Origin of the sequence: Halomonas salinarum (assembly GCF_012062845.1) — a bacterium.
GTDB lineage: Bacteria > Pseudomonadota > Gammaproteobacteria > Pseudomonadales > Halomonadaceae > Onishia > Onishia salinarum.
Map to the genome: position 1 here is coordinate 172,422 of NZ_WWNB01000004.1, position 19,259 is coordinate 191,680.

14 protein-coding genes are annotated in these 19,259 nt (G+C 60.4%); 13 read left to right on the forward strand and 1 reads right to left on the reverse strand.

Annotation, left to right across the window (positions count from 1 at the left end; genetic code table 11):
* Window positions 1-170: 170 nt before the first annotated feature.
* From HF027_RS05015 to HF027_RS05075, 13 genes are all read left to right on the forward strand, one after another.
* Window positions 171-1,478, forward strand: coding sequence for a methyl-accepting chemotaxis protein (locus HF027_RS05015; RefSeq protein WP_245184526.1), 1,308 nt, complete (start codon window positions 171-173; stop codon window positions 1,476-1,478).
* 94 nt (window positions 1,479-1,572) lie between these two features.
* Complete coding sequence (locus HF027_RS05020; protein ID WP_168013472.1) at window positions 1,573-3,759, forward strand: methyl-accepting chemotaxis protein; 2,187 nt, start codon at window positions 1,573-1,575, stop codon at window positions 3,757-3,759.
* Between the two features lie 20 nt (window positions 3,760-3,779).
* Window positions 3,780-4,631 carry a CheR family methyltransferase gene (locus tag HF027_RS05025; RefSeq protein WP_136255451.1) on the forward strand — a complete coding sequence of 284 codons (852 nt, stop codon included), beginning with the start codon at window positions 3,780-3,782 and terminating at the stop codon, window positions 4,629-4,631.
* A gap of 149 nt (window positions 4,632-4,780) precedes the next feature.
* Window positions 4,781-5,842 (forward strand): protein-glutamate methylesterase/protein-glutamine glutaminase, encoded by a 1,062-nt coding sequence (locus tag HF027_RS05030; protein WP_136255294.1) that lies wholly within the window; start codon window positions 4,781-4,783, stop codon window positions 5,840-5,842.
* Between the two features lie 65 nt (window positions 5,843-5,907).
* Window positions 5,908-7,614, forward strand: coding sequence for a methyl-accepting chemotaxis protein (locus HF027_RS15740; protein ID WP_168013473.1), 1,707 nt, complete (start codon window positions 5,908-5,910; stop codon window positions 7,612-7,614).
* Between the two features lie 54 nt (window positions 7,615-7,668).
* Complete coding sequence (gene cheY, locus HF027_RS05040; RefSeq protein ID WP_136255296.1) at window positions 7,669-8,058, forward strand: chemotaxis response regulator CheY; 390 nt, start codon at window positions 7,669-7,671, stop codon at window positions 8,056-8,058.
* A 36-nt stretch (window positions 8,059-8,094) separates the two neighbouring features.
* A complete protein-coding gene (cheZ, locus tag HF027_RS05045) occupies window positions 8,095-8,781 on the forward strand; it encodes a protein phosphatase CheZ (protein WP_168013474.1) in 687 nt (228 codons plus the stop codon).
* 224 nt (window positions 8,782-9,005) lie between these two features.
* Complete coding sequence (gene flhB / locus HF027_RS05050) at window positions 9,006-10,184, forward strand: flagellar biosynthesis protein FlhB (protein WP_168013475.1); 1,179 nt, start codon at window positions 9,006-9,008, stop codon at window positions 10,182-10,184.
* Window positions 10,181-12,265: a flagellar biosynthesis protein FlhA gene (flhA, locus tag HF027_RS05055; RefSeq protein WP_168013476.1), complete on the forward strand. Its 2,085-nt coding sequence runs from the start codon at window positions 10,181-10,183 to the stop codon at window positions 12,263-12,265. Before flhB ends, flhA begins: the two co-directional genes overlap by 4 nt.
* Window positions 12,262-14,607 (forward strand): flagellar biosynthesis GTPase FlhF, encoded by a 2,346-nt coding sequence (gene flhF / locus HF027_RS05060; RefSeq protein ID WP_168013478.1) that lies wholly within the window; start codon window positions 12,262-12,264, stop codon window positions 14,605-14,607. Before flhA ends, flhF begins: the two co-directional genes overlap by 4 nt.
* Window positions 14,604-15,305, forward strand: coding sequence for a hypothetical protein (locus HF027_RS05065; protein ID WP_168013480.1), 702 nt, complete (start codon window positions 14,604-14,606; stop codon window positions 15,303-15,305). Before flhF ends, HF027_RS05065 begins: the two co-directional genes overlap by 4 nt.
* Window positions 15,306-15,319: 14 nt before the next feature.
* Window positions 15,320-15,730, forward strand: a complete 411-nt coding sequence (locus tag HF027_RS05070; RefSeq protein ID WP_168013482.1) for a flagellar protein FlhE — start codon at window positions 15,320-15,322, stop codon at window positions 15,728-15,730.
* Between the two features lie 136 nt (window positions 15,731-15,866).
* Window positions 15,867-16,571 carry an RNA polymerase sigma factor FliA gene (locus HF027_RS05075; protein ID WP_168013484.1) on the forward strand — a complete coding sequence of 235 codons (705 nt, stop codon included), beginning with the start codon at window positions 15,867-15,869 and terminating at the stop codon, window positions 16,569-16,571.
* A gap of 528 nt (window positions 16,572-17,099) precedes the next feature.
* Here the strand turns inward: HF027_RS05075 and HF027_RS05080 are convergent.
* A complete protein-coding gene (locus HF027_RS05080) occupies window positions 17,100-19,196 on the reverse strand; it encodes a carboxy terminal-processing peptidase (protein WP_168013485.1) in 2,097 nt (698 codons plus the stop codon).
* Between the last annotated feature and the right edge of the window lie 63 nt (window positions 19,197-19,259).

The following is a 19,259-nucleotide window of genomic DNA, read 5'->3' on the forward strand; positions in this document are numbered from 1 at the left end:
GGGCCATTCAAGACATAAAAAGAAGTACGGCAAATTTTATTACCAAAAGACACAACATCATCTCGCCCTGACGAACGCGAGTGGGACATCGGTTGCTGCTGTCGGTAACGGTGCCCGGTCAAGGACGGCGAAAGTTGATCGACTTCGCCAACAATAGGAAAGGGGTTCCAGTGAAGTTTATCGACAATATGACGGTGCGAGTGAGCTGGGGACTGGTGCTGGGAATGTTTTCCGGTTTGATCTTGCTGCTCAGTGCCCTGGGGCTCTATGCCGTTAGCGATCCGGCGTCGGTGGCCGAAAAAGTGGCGTTGGTGAAGCTTGGTATTCTGCTGGTGCTGGTCGTCACGCTAGTTAGCGTGCTGCTAGTGGTATGGGGGGTGACGGTGAATGTCATCCGCCCGCTGGAGCGAGCCGTCGGGCATTTTGAGCGCATGGCAAAGGGAGACTTGTCGGGAGACGTCGAGCAGCGGGGCGACAACGAGATTGGACGCCTTTTTTCTGCGATGACGCATATGCAGAAGAGTCTCGGCAGTACCGTAGGATCCGTTCGCCAGGGCGGTCAGACGATCTATCAGCATGCTCAGGAAATCTCGCGGGGGAACACCGACCTTTCCTCTCGCACTGAACAACAGGCCGCCTCGCTACAAGAAACCGCGTCAAGCATGGAGGAGCTGACCTCCACGGTCAGCCAGAATGCCGATAATGCCCGCCAGGCCAGTCAGTTGGCCGGAGAAGCGTCTCAGACGGCGCGTCGCGGTGGTGAGGTGGTGAATGACGTGGTCGGCACCATGCGCGAAATCAACGACAGTTCCCACCGTGTCAGCGAGATCATCAAGGTGATCGATTCGATTGCCTTTCAGACCAATATCCTAGCGCTCAATGCGTCTGTCGAGGCCGCGCGTGCCGGTGAACACGGACGCGGATTTGCCGTTGTGGCTGAAGAAGTCCGGAATCTTGCCGGTCGCAGTGGTGCCGCTTCCAAGGAGATCCGCGGCTTGATAGAGGCCTCGGTCGAGCGTGTCGAAAACGGCACGGCGCTGGTGGATCGCGCCGGCCAGACCATGGAGGCGATCGTCGCAGCGGTACAGCGCGTAAGCGACATCATGGACGAAATAGCCTCCGCCTCGGTAGAGCAGAGTAATGGCATCAGTCAGGTCAATCAGGCGGTTGCTCAGATGGATCAGGTGACACAGCAAAATGCCGCCCTGGTCGAGCAGGCCGCGAATGCGACAGTCGAGCTGGAACGAGAAGCGGAAGAGCTACGGTCTGCCGTTGCCATTTTCCGCTTGGCACAGCAGTCAAACGAAGCCTCGACGTCTCCCTCGCCTATGCAAACGCCAACGGCGCATCAGCAGAGCGATGATGATGCCCAGCTGGCCCGCTGGATGCCTCAGCTCATGGGTAAGCAGGCCGGGACGTCACAGCAAGCGGGTCGCCGCTCGTCCTCCCATGATGAAAACGACTGGTCGTCCTTCTAAGTGAAGTATCGCGCCTCGCGTTGCGCTTGCGAGGTTGATGTAAAAAACAATCAAGTCTGCCGGGGCTCGTTAGGGGCCTACGTAAGGGGGAATAATGCGCAACAATCAACCAGTCACGCAGCGGGAGTATCAGCTCAAGGATGATGACTTCCTGATTTCGAGGACCGATCTCAAGGGGCGGATTACCTATGCCAACCCGGCCTTCATCGAAGTCAGTGGTTTTTCCAAGGAAGAGTTGATTGGGGCGCCGCACAATCTTGTTCGCCATCCCGACATGCCGACGGCAGCCTTCGCCAATATGTGGGAGACCCTCAAGGCAGGCGAGGGCTGGTCGGGGCTTGTCAAGAATCGGCGCAAGGGTGGAGATCATTACTGGGTCAATGCCAGCGTCACGCCGATTATCGAAGACGGCAACGTGGTGGGCTATGCGTCACTGCGGGTCAAGGCCGACCGCGCAGCCATCGAAAAGGCCGATCAAAGCTATGCACTGATCCGTGAAGGGCGTGGCAAGCACCTGATGCTTGAACGGGGTGCTTTGTGCCGACGGGGTCTATGGGGACGACTTCGCCGCATTAATCCGACAAGCATGCGCTCTCGCCTGACAACCATGATCGGTGTCGCCATGGTATTGCTGGTGGTCAGTGGTGGCCTGGGGCTTTTCGGTCTCAACGTTGCCGGTGAGCGCATTCTCGAGATCAAACAGGATGGTCTTGAAGACGTGGCGCGCCTGCAGCGGATTGAACAGTTGATGACACAAGGGCGGGATCGACTCGATGGGCCTATCAGTAACCCCATGTCTGCCGATGTCGAGAGTCTCTCGGCTGATGTCGGTACCTTGATATCCAGTCTTGAAACGGCATGGGCGGGCTACATCGGTGATGGTGTCAACATTACCGACGCTGAACAGTCGTTCGCCGATGGTCTCGATGCCTATATCGATGAAGGCATGAATACCGCGGTGAGTGCCCTCGACTCGGGTGACTTCTATCAAGCGTATGTCGCCTTCAATGAGGTGCTGAAGCCCCAGGGCACCGAACTGTCGGCCACCATCAACGAGTTGGTCGGGCAAAAGCAGGAGGCCGCCACGAACCTGGCTGAGCAAGCGAGTGCGGATCAGCAAAAGATGCTCATTCTCCAGGGGGCCTTGCTCAGTGTCGGGTTACTGCTGCTCCTGTTGCTCGGGGCCCTGACGGTGCGTTCATTGACCAAGCCGCTGCGTGAGTCGATGCAGTTCACCCTGCAGATCGCTGCGGGCAACCTTGCCGCCAGCATACCCGCACATCGTAACGATGAGGCAGGCCGTTTGATGGCGGCGCTAGATGTCATGCGCAAGAGCCTCGGCAGTATCGTCAGTGACGTCAACGGCAGTGTGAAGGTGGTCGAGCCGGCGGCACGTGATATCGCCCAGGGTAATGAAGATCTGTCGTCACGCACCGAACAGCAGGCGGCTTCACTGCAAGAAACGGCCTCCAGCATGGAGGAGATGACCACCACGGTGCAGCAGAACGCCGATAATGCCCGTCAGGCCAGCAGTCTGGCTGTCGACAATGCGACACAGGTGGGAAATGCCGGCGAACTGATGAATCAGGTCGTCACCACCATGGAGAGTATTACCGCGAGTTCGCGCAAGATGACCGAGATCATCGACGTCATCGACTCCATCGCCTTCCAGACCAATATCCTGGCACTCAATGCGTCTGTTGAGGCTGCCCGCGCCGGTGAGCATGGGCGAGGCTTCGCGGTGGTTGCCGAGGAAGTGCGAAGCCTGGCGGGACGCAGCAGCTCTGCCTCCAAGGAAATTCGCGATCTGATTTCCGGTTCAGCCAAGGAGATCGACACCGGTGCTGGTCTGGTCAAGTCGGCAGAAACTGCCATCGGGGAGGTGGTGTCGGCGGCAACCCGTGTCAACGACATCATGAGTGAGATAACGGCTGCTTCCGAGGAGCAGAGCAGCGGTATTACGCAGATCAATCAGGCCATTGCTCAAATGGATGAGGTGACGCAGCAAAACGCTACACGGGTGCAGTCCTCGGCACATGCGGCCTACCAGCTTGAGCAGCAGACCCGTCACCTGAGCACGGCAATTGCCGCCTTCCGCCTGCGCGGTGAAGGTGCCGAGACGGTGAATAGCCGCCCTCAAAAGGAAGGCAGCAGTCCGGCGCTCAAGCAGCCTGCAGGGCGTGGTGAGCGGTCAGCATCGCAGCCGAGTCAGCAAGGACAGCGTGCGCTACATCAAGACCGGCAGTTGGCCAGTGTCAATGACGAGTGGGAGGAATTTTGAACAGTCATGTTCCCCAAGAGATGAGCGGTCCGGGAGGTTGGTCGACCTCCCAGGCCGACCGGGACCTTGTCCTCACCGCACAGGATTTCTCCCGTATCCGTGAGCTGATCTACCAGCGTGCCGGCATTGTGCTCGCCGAGCACAAGCGCGAGATGGTCTACAGCCGGCTGGCAAAGCGGTTGCGTCATCATGGCCTTACCCATTTCGGTGATTATCTGGCGCGCCTCGAGCGCCAGCCCGAGGCGAAAGAGTGGGAGGCATTCACGAATGCACTGACCACCAACCTCACGGCCTTTTTCAGGGAAGCTCACCACTTCCCGCTGCTGTCCAAACACGTTGCTGATCGGAAGGATCGCGTGAGGGTCTGGAGTGCAGCAGCCTCTACCGGCGAGGAGCCCTATTCGATTGCCATGACGCTGCGTGAGGCATTGGGGACCCGCGCCGATCAGGCGCAGGTAGTGGCGACCGACATCGATACCGATGCCTTGGCGCGTGCACGGGAAGGCATTTATGCCATGGAGCAGGTCACCAAGCTGGATGAGGCGCGAATCAAGCGTTTCTTCCAGAAGGGGAGTGGTCGGCGTGCGGGCTTCGCTCGAGTGCGGCCCGAGGTGGCCTCCATGGTAGAATACAAGTCACTTAACCTGCTGGCGCCGGGGTGGCCCATTGAAGGGCCTTTCGATGCGATTTTCTGTCGCAACGTGATGATTTATTTCGATAAATCGACTCAGGCGAAAATTCTGCAGCGGTTTGCGCCGCTCTTGAAGCCAGATGGGCTGCTGTTTGCCGGGCATTCGGAGAATTTTTCCTACATCAGCGAGGCGTTTCGCCTGCGTGGACAAACGGTTTACACCCTGGCGGCCCGACCCTGATGCGCCCTCACGCGTCAGGCTCTTTCCTCTTTCCGGAACGCTAAATATCAGGCCCTGGGGTAAAGCTCGCCCAGTGGCGGCCGATAAAGCTATTGATGCCCTGCTGCGAGTCTCTCTCCGCGGTTGGCCCCTCACATAGGAGATTTGCCTTGACTTCAGCAAGGATCAAGGTGCTTTGCGTCGATGATTCGGCGCTGATACGCGACCTGCTCAGCGAAATCATCAACGCCCAGCCGGACATGGAAGTAGTGGCGGTAGCGCCGGATCCTATCGTGGCACGCGATCTGATCAAGCAGCATAACCCTGATGTGTTGACCCTGGACGTGGAAATGCCGCGCATGGATGGCCTCGATTTTCTCGAGCGTCTGATGCGTTTGCGCCCCATGCCGGTGTTGATGGTCTCCTCGCTTACGCAGTCCGGTTCAGAGGTGACATTGCGGGCCCTGGAGCTTGGTGCCCTGGACTTTCTGGCCAAGCCTTCGATGGGCATCCGCAATGGGATGATGGAATACGGTGACCTGATCGCCGAGAAACTGCGCGCCGCTGCCCGCTCCCGTCCTCGCCAGGCGCGCGCCAAGGATCGCCCGGCTCCCCAGACACTCCAGGCGCCATTGGTGTCCAGCGAAAAGCTCTTGATCATCGGCGCCTCGACCGGTGGCACCGAGGCGATTCGCAATGTCCTGGAGCCTCTGCCATCCAATGCCCCGGCCATTCTGATTACTCAGCACATGCCGGGTGGCTTCACGCGCTCCTTTGCCGAGCGTCTCGACAAGCTGTGTCGGATTCGCGTCAAGGAGGCCAGTGACGGTGAGCGTGTGCTGCCGGGACACGCCTATATTGCGCCCGGCGACCAGCACCTGAAGCTGGCCCGCAGCGGTGCCAACTATGTGGTGCGCCTCGACGATGGCCCGCCGGTCAACCGTCATCGTCCGTCGGTGGACGTACTTTTTGATTCTGCTGCCCAGCAGGCCGGTCGCAACGCCATCGGCGTACTGCTGACCGGCATGGGCAAGGATGGTGCCGCTGGCCTTTTGGCCATGCGCAAGGCTGGTGCCGCGACAGTGGCTCAGGATGAAGCCAGTTGCGTCGTCTTTGGCATGCCGCGTGAGGCTATTGCTCTGGGGGCCGCCGATGAGGTGCTGCCGCTTGAGGATATTGCCCCCCGGTTGATGAAACTGGTAGCAGCCTCAGGCCGCGCGCAACGCGTCTAGTAACGGACACGCGGTTAGGAAACAGCAATAACACAACGTCATCGCACGACAGGGAGTCCACGACCATGCATCTGTTTCGCAACCTGAGCATTCATGCCGCCATCACCACGGTATTAGGTGTCTTTGCCGTATTGATCGGCTTGATCGCTTTCCTGGGAGAGCTTGCCAACTACAAGGCGGGGGAGACGTTCTCGACAGTCGATCAGATCAATGTCCAGCAGCTCAATGAGCTCAATCGGGCCGATGCGCTGCTGACCGGCGCGCGATTGGAGCTGATGGCGGCGTCCAAGAAATTGCTGGTAGGACGCACCGACGAGGCATCGACGTTGGTGGCCAACGGCCTGAATCAGATCGATCGCGCCGAGGAGCGTTACCGGAGTTTCGAGTCGGTCCCGGTGAGCGAGCAGGGCCGTGAAGCCGTGGGCGGGGTCAAGGAACAGTTTCCTCACGTATTGGAATTTGCTCGCGCCCAGCATGAGGCGCTAAGCAACCGCAATGTGATGGCGTTTGATAGCCTAGAAGATGAGATGGTGGCGTCAAGTAATGCGCTGGATGAGGCACTTACCGGCTTCGTGCATTACGCCGAGGAGCGTGGCGCTACGCTGATCGATGACTACCATGACAGCGCTGTGACATTCGAGCTTATCGGTCTGGCGGCGTTAATCGTCACGGCGATTATTCTGGTGCTGATCTATGTGGGCTTGCGTCGGGTCCTGATCAAGCCGCTGAACGAGGCGGTGGCGACCCTTGAGCGTATCGCCAAGGCAGACCTTTCTGAAGACATCCGCGCCACGACTCGCAATGAGATTGGCAAGCTGTTTGCTGCCATGCGCGACATGCAGCAGGGGCTTTCTAAGACCGTGGGAACCGTGCGTGACAGCAGTAGCTCGATCCATGTCGGCACACGCGAGATCGCCAGCGGCAACGCCGATTTGTCTTCGCGCACCGAAGAGCAGGCGGCGTCTCTGCAGCAGACGGCCTCGAGCATGGAAGAGCTGACCACCACCGTGAAGCAGAACGCCGAAAATGCGCGTCAGGCCAGCGGTCTGGCCTTCGAGGCATCGAGCACGGCCGGCCGAGGCGGTGAGGTGGTCGATCGCGTTATCACCACGATGCACGGTATTTCGCAAAGCTCGCAGAAGATTGCCGATATCACGGGGGTGATCGATTCCATCGCCTTCCAGACCAATATCTTGGCACTCAACGCATCCGTTGAGGCGGCAAGGGCGGGAGAGCAGGGTCGCGGCTTTGCCGTGGTGGCGGGCGAGGTGCGTAATCTGGCCGGACGAAGTGCTTCGGCCGCCAAGGAAATCAAGACGCTGATCGATGATTCCGTCGGCCAGGTCAAGCAGGGCTCTACCCTGGTCGAACAGGCCGGTCAGACCATGCAGGAAGTTGTGGATTCCGTTAAGCGGGTGACCGATATCATGGATGAGATCTCGGCTGCTTCACAGGAGCAAAGTGATGGGATCGAGCAGGTGACGCAGGCGGTTGGCCAAATGGATCAAGTGACGCAACAGAATGCCTCCCTGGTGCAACAGGCTTCGGCGGCGGCTGCCTCTCTTGAAGAACAGGCGAGCCGTCTTGAGCAGGCGGTAGCGGTCTTCCGCCTGGCGGACGGCGCCACTCAGGCACAGCCCGCTGAGAGCGCCTCCTTACCATCTAATCGTACGGTAGAGCGTCGCTCAGGCCTGACTCGCTCGGCGACCTCGCACCAGGTGCCGGCAACGCGTAAGTCGGTAACGACCGAGGATGATTGGGAAGAATTCTAACCACGGGTCGGCGCTTGCCGGCCTTGATATCGACGACACAAGCAGGAGGTTGAAATGGCCAACAAGGACATGAGGATTCTCGTGGTAGACGATTTTCCTACCATGCGTCGCATCGTGCGCAGTCTGCTCAAGGAGCTGGGCTTTACCAATGTGGAAGAGGCAGAAGACGGTCAGGATGGTCTCAACAAGCTCAAGCAAGGCGGCTTCGAGTTTGTGGTGTCAGACTGGAACATGCCCAACCTCGATGGCCTTGAGATGCTCAAGCAGATTCGCGCTGACGATAACCTGAAAGCACTGCCGGTGCTGATGGTGACGGCCGAAGCCAAGAAGGAAAATATCATCGCCGCCGCTCAGGCTGGCGCCAATGGCTATGTGGTCAAGCCGTTCACCGCCGCGACGCTCGATGAAAAGCTGAACAAGATCTTCGAAAAGCTCGGCATGTAATCAGGACGAGGGCCTACCTCGGCAGGAGAAGCGATCATGAGTGAACAGGCTCAACAGGCGTCTACCGAGGTTGGTGGCGGCGAAGACCTGGTGAAGCGCATCGGGCAGTTGACGCGCATGTTGCGTGAAAACATGCGCGAGCTTGGGCTTGACCAGGAAATCGAGAAGGCCGCGGAGGCGATTCCCGATGCCCGCGACCGCCTCAACTATGTAGCGTCGATGACCGAGCAGGCGGCGGATCGAGCGCTTAACGCCATCGACCGGGCCCAGCCGCTGCAAGACGATCTCGAGTCTCGCGCGGCGGCGCTCGACAAGCGGTGGTCGGAGTGGTTCGAAGCGCCGAAGGAGTTGGATGAGGCCCGCGAATTGGTCATCGACACGCGCAGCTACTTGGGTGAGGTGCCGGAAAAGACGCAAGGGACTCAGAAAGAGTTGATGGAAATCATGATGGCCCAGGACTTTCAGGATCTGACGGGCCAGGTGATCAAGAAGATGATGGATGTCATCCGTGAAATAGAGCATCAGCTGGTTCAAGTGTTGCTCGATAGCGTGCCGGCCGAGCAGGGCCGCGACGAGATGAAGCGACGCGCCGAGGGCCAGTGGGAGGCCGATGCCAAGCGAGAAGCCTCGCTGCTCAATGGCCCCCAGGTGAAAACGGATGCCCATGATGTAGTCAGTAGTCAGGATCAGGTCGACGACTTGCTCGACGAGCTGGGTTTCTAGCGCTTGCCCCCCACCGAGCTTTTGATGCTCGGTGGGGGCGACCCTTCGTGCGATGCCATATCTCTTTTCCCCCCTTCCGCACCCTCATTCGACAGGGTGCTAACGCGCGTGTCCTGAATAAGGCCTAATACCTCTCGCTATTTGACGTATCGGCTCTTCCCCGCTTTATCGACAATGACCAGCATCCAAATGCCCTCTCCGTAAAGGCCCGCTGGTTATAGCTTATGGCCGATGAAAGCAGTGATGACGAAAAGACAGAAGAGGCCACGCCACGACGAGAACAAAAAGCGCGTGACGATGGTCAGGTAGCGCGATCTCGGGAACTGGCGACCTTCATGCTCCTGCTGGCCGGCGTTATCGGCTTGTGGTCGATGGGCAATACCCTGTATGACCAGCTCGGGACGATGATGGAGCAGTCGTTCCTGTTCGAGCGTCGTCAGGCCTTCGAGGTCATGCCCATGTTGACGCATGCCTGGACCCTGGGAGAAAGCGCCTTTTATGCCTTGTTACCGCTGTTTCTGATGCTGGTCGTGGTGGCGCTGGTCTCGCCGGCGCTACTGGGCGGCTGGATGATCTCGGCCAAATCACTACAGCCCCAGCTTTCCAAGATGAACCCCGTCAAGGGGCTGAAGCGGATCTTCTCGACTCAGGCCTTGGCGGAGCTCGCCAAGGCGATCGCCAAGTCGGTGCTGGTGGGGGGCGTCGGTGCCTGGTTCCTGGTGACCCATGTCGGTGAATTCATGGCGCTGATGGACCAACCCATCAAGCAGGCTTTGGCCAAGGCCATGAGTCTTGCGGCGACCGCCAGTGGCCTTATGGTGCTGACCTTGATCGTCGCGGTGCTGATCGATGTGCCCTTCCAGCTATGGAGCCATGCCAAGAAGCTGCGCATGAGCAAGGACGAGGTCAAGCGCGAGCACAAGGAGTCCGAGGGTGACCCGCAAGTAAAAGGGCGTATTCGTCAGCAGCAGCAGGCCATGGCGCGCAATCGCATGATGAGCAAGGTGCCTGAAGCCGATGTGATCGTGACCAACCCGACCCATTATGCGGTAGCGCTGCGCTACGACCAGAGCAAGATGGCCGCACCGCGAGTGGTAGCCAAGGGCGCGGATGAAGTCGCCAAGCGAATCAGGGAAGTGGCGGAGGAGCACAAGATTCCGTTGCTTGAGGCGCCTCCTCTGGCTCGCGCACTACATGGCCATGTCGATCTCGACGCTGAGGTTCCCATGGCGCTCTATACCGCTGTCGCTGAGGTCCTGGCTTGGGCGATGCGCCTCAAAAGCGTTCGCGAGGAGGGTGGCGAGATGCCCGATACGCCACGTGATCTGCCGGTTCCCAGCGAGCTGGATGATAAGTCTGCGCCTTCCCCCCCGCGCGATGACACCACCGAGGAGCCTCGATGAGAGCGCTGACGAATTATCTGAACCGCATGGATATGCTGGGCGACATGCGGATGAAGCTCCTGGCGGGCCCGCTGCTGATCATCATGATCTTGTCGATGATGATCCTGCCATTGCCGCCCTTTGCGCTGGATTTGTTCTTCACCTTCAATATCGCCTTGGCGGTGATGGTGCTGCTGGTCAGCATGTTCACGCAGAAACCGCTCGATTTCGCGGCGTTCCCCGCGGTGCTGCTATTTACGACGCTGCTACGCCTCTCGCTGAACGTCGCCTCGACCCGTGTCGTCTTGATGGAAGGGCATAATGGCGGCGATGCAGCGGGCAAGGTGATCGAGGCCTTTGGTCAGTTCCTGGTGGGGGGTAACTTCGCCGTCGGCCTGGTGGTGTTCCTGATCCTGGTCATTATCAACTTCATGGTGATCACTAAGGGCGCGGGGCGTATTGCCGAAGTGGGCGCTCGCTTCATGCTGGACGCCATGCCCGGCAAGCAGATGGCCATCGACGCCGATCTAAATGCCGGCCTGATCGGCGAAGACGAGGCTCGCCAGCGGCGCTCCGATGTGTCTCAGGAAGCCGACTTCTACGGCTCCATGGACGGTGCCAGCAAGTTCGTGCGTGGTGACGCCATGGCGGGGCTTGTCATCATGGTGGTCAACATCATTGGTGGGCTCTTGATCGGCATGATGCAGCACGATCTCGATTTCGGCACGGCGGCCAAGACCTACACATTGCTGACCATCGGTGATGGTCTGGTCGCACAGATTCCGGCGCTGGTGATCTCGACCGCTGCCGGTGTGACCGTATCTCGCGTCACCACCGACCAGGACGTCGGTCAGCAGATGATCAGCCAGCTATTCATCAACCCCCAGGTGTTGTGGTTGTCAGCCGGCGTCATGGGGCTTCTGGGGCTGGTGCCGGGCATGCCTAACCTGGTGTTCATTATTTTCACTGTCTTGCTTGGAGGGCTTGCGTGGTGGCTACAGCGAAACGAGCAGAATCGCGTGGCCGAGGAAACGATCAGTGCGGCACCGCCTCCCACACAGGAGGCACCCGAAGCGAGCTGGGATGATGTCCAGCTGGTCGACACCCTGGGCCTGGAAGTGGGTCACCGGCTCATTCCGCTGGTCGATCATCGCCAGCAGGGTGAGCTTCTGGGGCGCATCAAGAGTGTGCGCAAGAAGTATGCTCAGGATGTGGGGTTCCTGCCGCCCGTCGTGCATATCCGCGATAATCTCGAGCTGGGCGCCAACAGCTATGTGATTACCCTCAAGGGAGTGGAAGTCGGTCATGCCGAGGCGTATCCCGGTAAATGGCTTGCGATCGACCCCGGCCAGGTGTCGGGTCAGCTCGAGGGGACGCGAACCGAGGACCCCGCCTTTGGACTACCGGCGGTCTGGATCGAGTCCTCCCAGCGCGAGCATGCCCAGGTATACGGTTACACCGTGGTCGATGCCGGCACCGTGGTCGCGACCCACCTCAACCATCTCCTGCATCAGCATGCCGGTGAGATGCTGGGGCGTCAGGAAGTGCAGCGGTTGCTGGACAAGCTGGGTGAGGAAGACAAAGCCCTGGTCGATGACGTAGTGCCTAAGGTCGTCAACCTGACGCAACTCCAGCGGCTCTTGCAGCAGTTGCTGGAAGAAGATGTCTCGATTCGTGACATGCGCACCATCCTCGATACCCTGGCCGAGCATGGTGGAGGACAGGCAGATGTCGCTGACCTGGTCGCCATGGTGCGTGTGGCCTTGGGGCGGGCGATTACCCAGCAATGGTTCCCGGCCCAGGGAGATCTGCACGTGATCGGTCTGGATGCCAAGCTCGAGCAGGTGCTGATGCAGGCCATGAACAGCGGTGGGGCACTGGAGCCAGGGCTTGCTGAAACACTGATGGATCAAGCCGCCAAGGCGCTAGAGCGTCAGGAACAAAGCGGGGAGCCGCCGGTGCTGGTGGTCCAGCACAGCCTGCGGCCTCAGCTGGCACGTTTCCTGCGTCGTCGTCTGCGCCAGTTGGTGGTGATGTCTCAGGCCGAGATTCCGGATGACCGTACTCTCAGGATTACCAGCATGGTAGGAGGTGACCGGTGAGCGTGAAGCGCTTTTTAGGCGCCAACAGTCGTGAGGCCATGCGTCAGGTGCGGGCCCTGTTCGGCGATGATGCCCTGATTCTCGCCAATCGTCCCGTCGAGGACGGCGTCGAAATTCTGGCCATGGCCGATGATGCCGCTGACCCGGCCGTCGGTGAATCAGGCAGTGCCAAGGGGGCGGTGTCGATCTCTGGCGAGGCGTCACCTGTGGCCAGGCCTTCCGCCCAGACAGCCGCTCGGCCCTCGCGCTCTTCCGACAGTGAAGCCGATCAGGCGTGGCGAGTCGCTCACCGTGCGTCGACTGGGCGTGCTCATTCCACAGCACAGCCCACTGTTACGAGCCCTCAAGCCGCTGTTGCAAGCCAGCCCCCGTCGGCGCCATCCGCCGCCCAGGACTTCGCTGCGCTGAGCCAGCAACTGCTCGGTGAGATGCAGGAAATGCGCGAGCTGCTGGGTAAGCAGGATCGCGCCAAGCCGAGCTCAGCGTCGGATATGCACCGTCGCTTGCTGGCATCAGGCTTCGGCCATGAGCTGGTCGGTGATCTGCTGGCGTCATTGCCTGCGGATCTTGCGGGTGCCTCACCCGAAGATGAGCGAGCCTGGCTTGAGCGTCAGCTGGTGGCCAGGCTCAAGGTCGCGCCGGAAGCTGAGGCGATGCTCGATGAGGGCGGTGTCATTGCGCTCGTGGGGCCCACTGGCGTTGGCAAGACCACTACCACGGCCAAGCTTGCCGCGCGCTATGTGATGCGTCATGGCCCTGAGCGGGCGGTGCTGGTCACGACAGATGCCTACCGCATTGGCGCTCAGGATCAGTTGCGTATCTATGCCGACTTGATGGGCATCGAAATGCACGCCCTCGAAGCGGACCGCCCACTGGAAAGCCTGTTGCCGCGGCTGGTCGACAAGCACCTGGTGATCGTTGATACCGTCGGCATGAGTCAGCGTGATCGACGCCTCCTTGAGCAGATCGCCCACCTTCGAGGCGACAGTCGCGCCGTGCGTCTGGTGTTACTGCTCAACGCGGCGAGCCAAGGCGAAACTATCGATGAGGTGGTGACCACTTACTTACAGGCTGCTCGCGCAGTCGGCGGTCGCCTCGATGATGCCATTCTCACCAAACACGATGAGGCCGCCAGACTAGGCGGTGCGCTGGACACGCTGATCCGCCATGGGCTGACGCTACATTTCGTGTCACATGGTCAGCAGGTACCCGAGGATTTGGCGTTGGCCGATTCACGAGCCTTGGTCCGGGAAGCCCTGGAGGCCGGTGTGCCATCGCCCTTTGCTATGTCTCAGCTCGATGAGCCTCAGACCCGTGCCAGTGGTGCCCCGGCGCTGCTTGGCCAGGGCAGGGCGCTGGGTAGCCTCTGGGAGATGTTGCGTACCCAGGTTCCCGGCTTCGAGATACTGTCTGACGCTTGGGCCATCAGTTCATTACCGCCAAGCCTGCATCCTGTGCGCCTTACGTCGCTCCATGAGCGGATGCCGGCACAGGGGACCACCCTCCTGTGGGCACGCTCATCGTCGCTGCCGGGCGAGGATTGGATGCTGCCTCATCTGGCACTCGATAGTGTTGGGCGCCCGGTCGTGCAGCCTTTTCCCGAACATCGGCTGGTGGCTGGCCATCGTGAACGCATTGACTGGGCCGAGTCGGCACTCAGTGTGAGTGCTCATTTACTGCCCAGGATTCCCGATGCCGCCACCAGGGCCTGGCTCCGGGAGCGCGGCAGCGGCTGGCTGAGCCAGGCGCAGGGCAATAGCCGCGTGCTGTATCGCGGTGAGCGTTCGACCCTGACAAGCCTGGTGGATGAGGCACAGGCGATTGAGCCAGCGCTGATTCGCTATCGTGGTCAGGCAGCCAAGGTCACGCTTGGAAGGCTTGAGGCCTTGAGCTGTGGTGCCGGTGATACCCATGGCGATGCGCTCTGGGTCTGGTTTGCTGAAGTCCGTGATCGTGACAGTGGCTCACTGCTGTCACGACGCTATGCCCTGTCGCCTGAGTGGTGGCCAACGGCGTGTGGACGAGCGGCACTGCTCGAGCAGCTTCGCAATGATGAGTTGCCCACCCTGGCTCGACACGCCTCGCGTCAGCTCTGTGGCCAAGGGCCCCTCGCTCTGGATAGCGAACTCAGAGTGTTCATGGCAACCGGTATCGCCGCCTTGGCATTGCATCTTGAACACGCGGAAGAGGATTGGGCCATGGATGCAAGGGCGAACCTGATGAGGCTGCAGTCGGGTCGTCGTCCGCGCCGCGCCAAGAATCTGCTGGAGGGCTTGATCCAAGTCCTGGATGCTCGCGAAGCGATTCGCCACTTCAGTGAGCAGGCCGGACGGTCAGTATGAGCGATCAGGCTGCCGGTCTGCGGCGCTGGGCTCAGTCGCGTCAGGCCTCGGAAGAGGCCGCCTCCGGTGAGGCAGCGGTAACATCGGACGCGTCGGATATCGATGCAGCGATTGTCGATAACGCCTATCGCGAAGGCCACGAGCAAGCGCAGGAGCGAGCCTTGGGCTCTGCGTCATTTGCCGATCGCGCCGACTCCGCAGAAGCTACTGATCCACAAGCCTCTGAGCCAGCGGTCCCTGAGCGGGCGAGTTCTGAAGGGAAGAGTGGCGAGATCACTTGCGCAGGCGATGAACCCGAGCCGAGGTCTGAGCCGGCTGCTGTCATTCCGCTTATGGTGCTGGGGCTTCCCAGGAAAGGGGGGGGTGAGCGTGCTCAGGCAGCGCTTGTCAGCTGGTCACGCCAGGGGAAACGTTGGGTCGGTGACCCCGCGGCCTGGCAGGTCGTTGCCTGCGATGCGCATAGTCCTCACTTGGCTCAGTTGGCCAGGCAGGAGAAACGTTGGGCGCTATGGGTCGATACCGATGGTGATGGCTTCCGCCAGGCCTTCAAGGTCATGCAGGCGATCCGTCGTGGCGGTGGCCCACGGCGGCTATTGGCGCTGCATCCGCCGGTGGCCTCACGGCGAGGCTTGCTCAACAACCTGCAACAGATGGCCCGCGAGGCCTTCGAGATCGACCTGCTGGTGTTGGCCCCATGAGGCGGCAGTGGGGGGTGAGTCTCCTCGCCGTGATACTGCTGGGCATGGCGCCAGTATGTCTATCGGCGGGTAGCTGGGTGGCCAATGCGCCTGCGGTGAACGTGGCCGTGCCGGGGCGTGTAACACACTCCGAGGCACTCGAGGCCAGCCAGTCGGCTCGCTTGGCAGGACGCCAGGTTCGGGACATAAGCTGGCAGTTTCGTTTACCTCCCGGGAAGGCAGTGCGAGCCTGGTTATGTCAGGGCAGCGTGTGCATGCGGTTGACCACGCAAAGCGGCAGGCGTAATGCGCCTGCCTCATGGCAGGCCGGCGGCGCCATCCACTTTCGCTTCCTGCTGCCGAATGGCCAGCGTCGAGCGGTCAGGGTCGATAACCTGCAGGTCATCGTCAACTATAGAAGCCAAACCGCCTTACCAGAGAAATAACCGCCATGATTAGGGGTTATTTTACCCTTCTGCGCAGACTGACAGGCTGAATAATAGAGTACACCGACCTCCGGTTCTCTCGGAGTCTCGTCCGAATCACGCTTTCCGGCTCCATGTCGGTTCTAGAGGCAACTGGATGTACACGGCACAGGGCAAGATCGACCAAAATGCGCTTCTTGAACAATACCTGCCTGTCGTCCGGCGACAGGCTCTGTCGCTGCAGGTCAAACTGCCGGCGGCGGTAGAGCTGGATGATCTTATCCAGGCCGGCATGGTGGGGTTGTTGGATGCACTGGGGCGCTTTGATGCGAAAGCGGGCGCTACCTTTACCACGTTCGCGAGTCAGCGTATTCGCGGTGCCATGATCGATGAGCTGCGAACCCGTGACTGGATGCCGCGCAGCGTGCGTCGTAATGCCCGCAGCGTGGATGCCAGCGTTCGCCGCCTGGAGCAGCAGTTGGGTCGGCCGCCAGAAGAGCGGGAGATTGCCGCCGATCTGGATATGCCGATGGATGTCTACCGTCAACTGTTGAGCGATACCAATAACGGCCATCTGCTGCCGTTCGAGGAAATGGTGGAAGAGGGTGGCGAACCCCAGGCAGGAGCAGGGGGCCCTCAGTCGCCTTTTGCGGCCTTGGCTGACGGCCAGCAGCGCGAACAGTTGGTAGCGGCCATCGCTGACTTGCCGGAGCGGGAAAAATTGCTGATGGCGCTCTATTATCAGGAAGAGCTGAACCTCAAGGAAATCGGCGCCGTGCTTGGGGTAACCGAGTCCCGCGTCTGTCAGCTGCATAGCCAGGCGGTAAGCCGACTTCGGGCGCGCATGGCGTCTGAAGACTGAAGGTGAGTACTTGTGGCTCTCGCTTGGTGAGCTTTCAGCACTCTGTTAGCGGCCGCCTTTCAGCCGTACTCCTTTGGCCAAGCACCTCTTCACCGAAAGCTTTCACGCGCCCGCCATGCATTACGCTAAGTGAGCGCCTTTTCTTCGGCGCTTAATATGAAAGAGTGACGTGTTGTGGTGACTGCGTCAGTTATCAGCGCCGCCGCCATCACAATACCCACTATCACACGACTCGCTATCACGTTATAAGCACCTTAATGGCCTGCCTGCCGTCCCTTGTCGCATGCCACTGCCTTTTTTCCACTGCTTACCTTCTGTTGCTCTCAACTTCATCATCGAACGGCCATGTTCGTAGCGTGACCATTGGATGGTCGAAGGCGCAACGCGCCGCGCAATGCGAAAAGTGGGCAAGGCGTGGTGGGCCTAAGCGGCTGACGTGGACAAGGACAGGATAGGTGAGGAACGAACGAGGCTGGCAGGGGAGTGGGCGCGCCCCGCGAGAGGCGCGCCCGTTACGTAATGTCTGCGTCAATCCGTGCTGGTAACCTGGCGGCCATCAGCACTGAATTGCGCGTAGTCGAGCAGGATCTCGGCGCTTTCGATTACCTGAGCGCGATCGATGGGCGCGGCCGACTCGTCTTCCAGTTGCGCCGAGGGAACGGCGTCTTCGGCAGCGCCGCGTGCCTGGCTCCAGTCTTCCAGCTCTTCGAGGCCCAGCGCGCGACGGCGCTGGTTTTCGAGCGATAGCTGTTCGGCCTCCTGGGCCTGCATTTCCCGCTTTCGCTGCTCTCGATTCAGGCTGACGCTGGTCCGTTGATCGCGCAGCTTGCGCGAGAGGTCGGCCTGTTTCTCCAGATAGACAAAATTGGGGTGCGAGGCGATGCGCTCGCGGTGCGCCGCGGACAGGGCTTCCAGGTGACGCCAGGGCGTGCCGTAAAGGCGATATTGCACGGCTCGTACCGTGTCCCAGGGCAGTGCGTTATCAAGGCTGCTCTCGCCGATTACGTCCGGATCAATCATGCTTGGAAAGGCGATGTCGGGTTCAACGCCGCGGTGCTGGGTGCTTTCACCGGAGATGCGATAGAACTTCGCCCGGGTAAGTTTTACCTCGCCATGGCTAAGCTCGTTGAGGGTCTGCACGGTGCCCTTGCCAAAGGTGCGACTGCCAACGACCAAGCCGCGGCCATAGTCCTGAATCGCGCCCGCCAGGATTTCGGATGCAGAGGCTGAGAGGCGATTGACCAGCACTGTCAGCGGTCCGTCATAGAGGGTGCCGCTGTCGGTATCGCCATAGAGGCTGATGCGTCCGCGGGCGTCTTGTACCTGAACGGTGGGGCCCCGGTCGATGAACAGGCCGATCAGTGAGTTGGCTTCCTGGAGAGCGCCGCCGCCGTTATTACGCAGGTCGAGGACAATGCCTTCGACATCCTGCGCCTTCAGAGAACGGATCTCCTTGGCCACGTCGCGGGTCGTGCTGCGGTAATCTTCTTCACCGGCCTGCCAGGCATCGAAGTCGACATAGAAGGTGGGAATGTCGATGACCCCGATGCGGTGGGTACCGTCCTCACGTTTGATCTCAATGACCTCGCTGCTGGCTGCCTGGTCCTCGAGATTGACGGTATCGCGCACAATCTCGACGACATGTGAGCGGGTCATGTCCACCGATTGTGCCGGCACGACCTCGAGCAGCACCGTCGATCCCTTCGGGCCCCGAATCAGGTCGACCACGTCATCGAGACGCATGCCGACCACGTTGGTTATCTCGCCGTCATCGCCTTGGCCGACGCCGACAATGCGGTCGGCGGGCTCAAGAACCCCGGCCTTCTCGGCAGGGCCACCCGCCACCAGGCTCGACACCTTGACGTATTCTCCATCGGCCTGCAGCAGCGCGCCGATGCCCTCAAGCGATAAGCGCATCTGAATGTCGAAGGACTCGCCCTGGCGCGGCGACAGATATTCGGTGTGAGGATCGATGGTGCCGCTAATGGCGGCCATGAACAGGCCGAAGATATCTTCGGCGTTGGTCTGGCGTATGCGGTTCAGCTGGCCTTCGTAACGCTCACGCAGGGTCTTGGTGACCTCGTCCTCGTCCTGATCACTGAGTTGCATGGTCAGGGCAGAATTCTTGAGACGCTTTTCCCACAAGTGATCAAGGGCCGCTTGGCTCTCGGCCCAGGGAGCGTCCTCGCGCTCCAGTGCCAGCCGCTCGTCGGTATCGTAGCGGTAGTCGAGACCGTCATCGAGCTTGGCAAGGATCCACTCCAGTCGCGCCTCGAGGCGTTGCTGGTAGCGCTCGTAGAGGGCGAAGGCGGGGTCAAGGTCTCCGTCGTAGAGTACATCGACGATCTGCCCACCTAATTTAGTGCGAAACTCGCTGACGTCTCGTCGGGTCAGATAGGCACGCTGCGGGTCAAGGATGTCGAGATAGCGCTGAAAGGCGCGCTTCGACCAGTCATCCGTCAGGCTAATGTCCGCGTAGTGACCGTAGCGAAGGGAGTCGGCGATTTCTGGCGCGACCTGTCGCTGAGCCTCGCTGGGATGGGGCTGGGCCGTCGCCATGGCGCTCAGCGTCATCAGCATCAGGGTGATGGCGCCTAACCGCCCAATGGCTGCAATCCGTCTCATCAATGAAGCACTCCCGGTTTCATGTACACTTCTGTCCCTAGCTGAGCCTGGCTCGTCACGCGC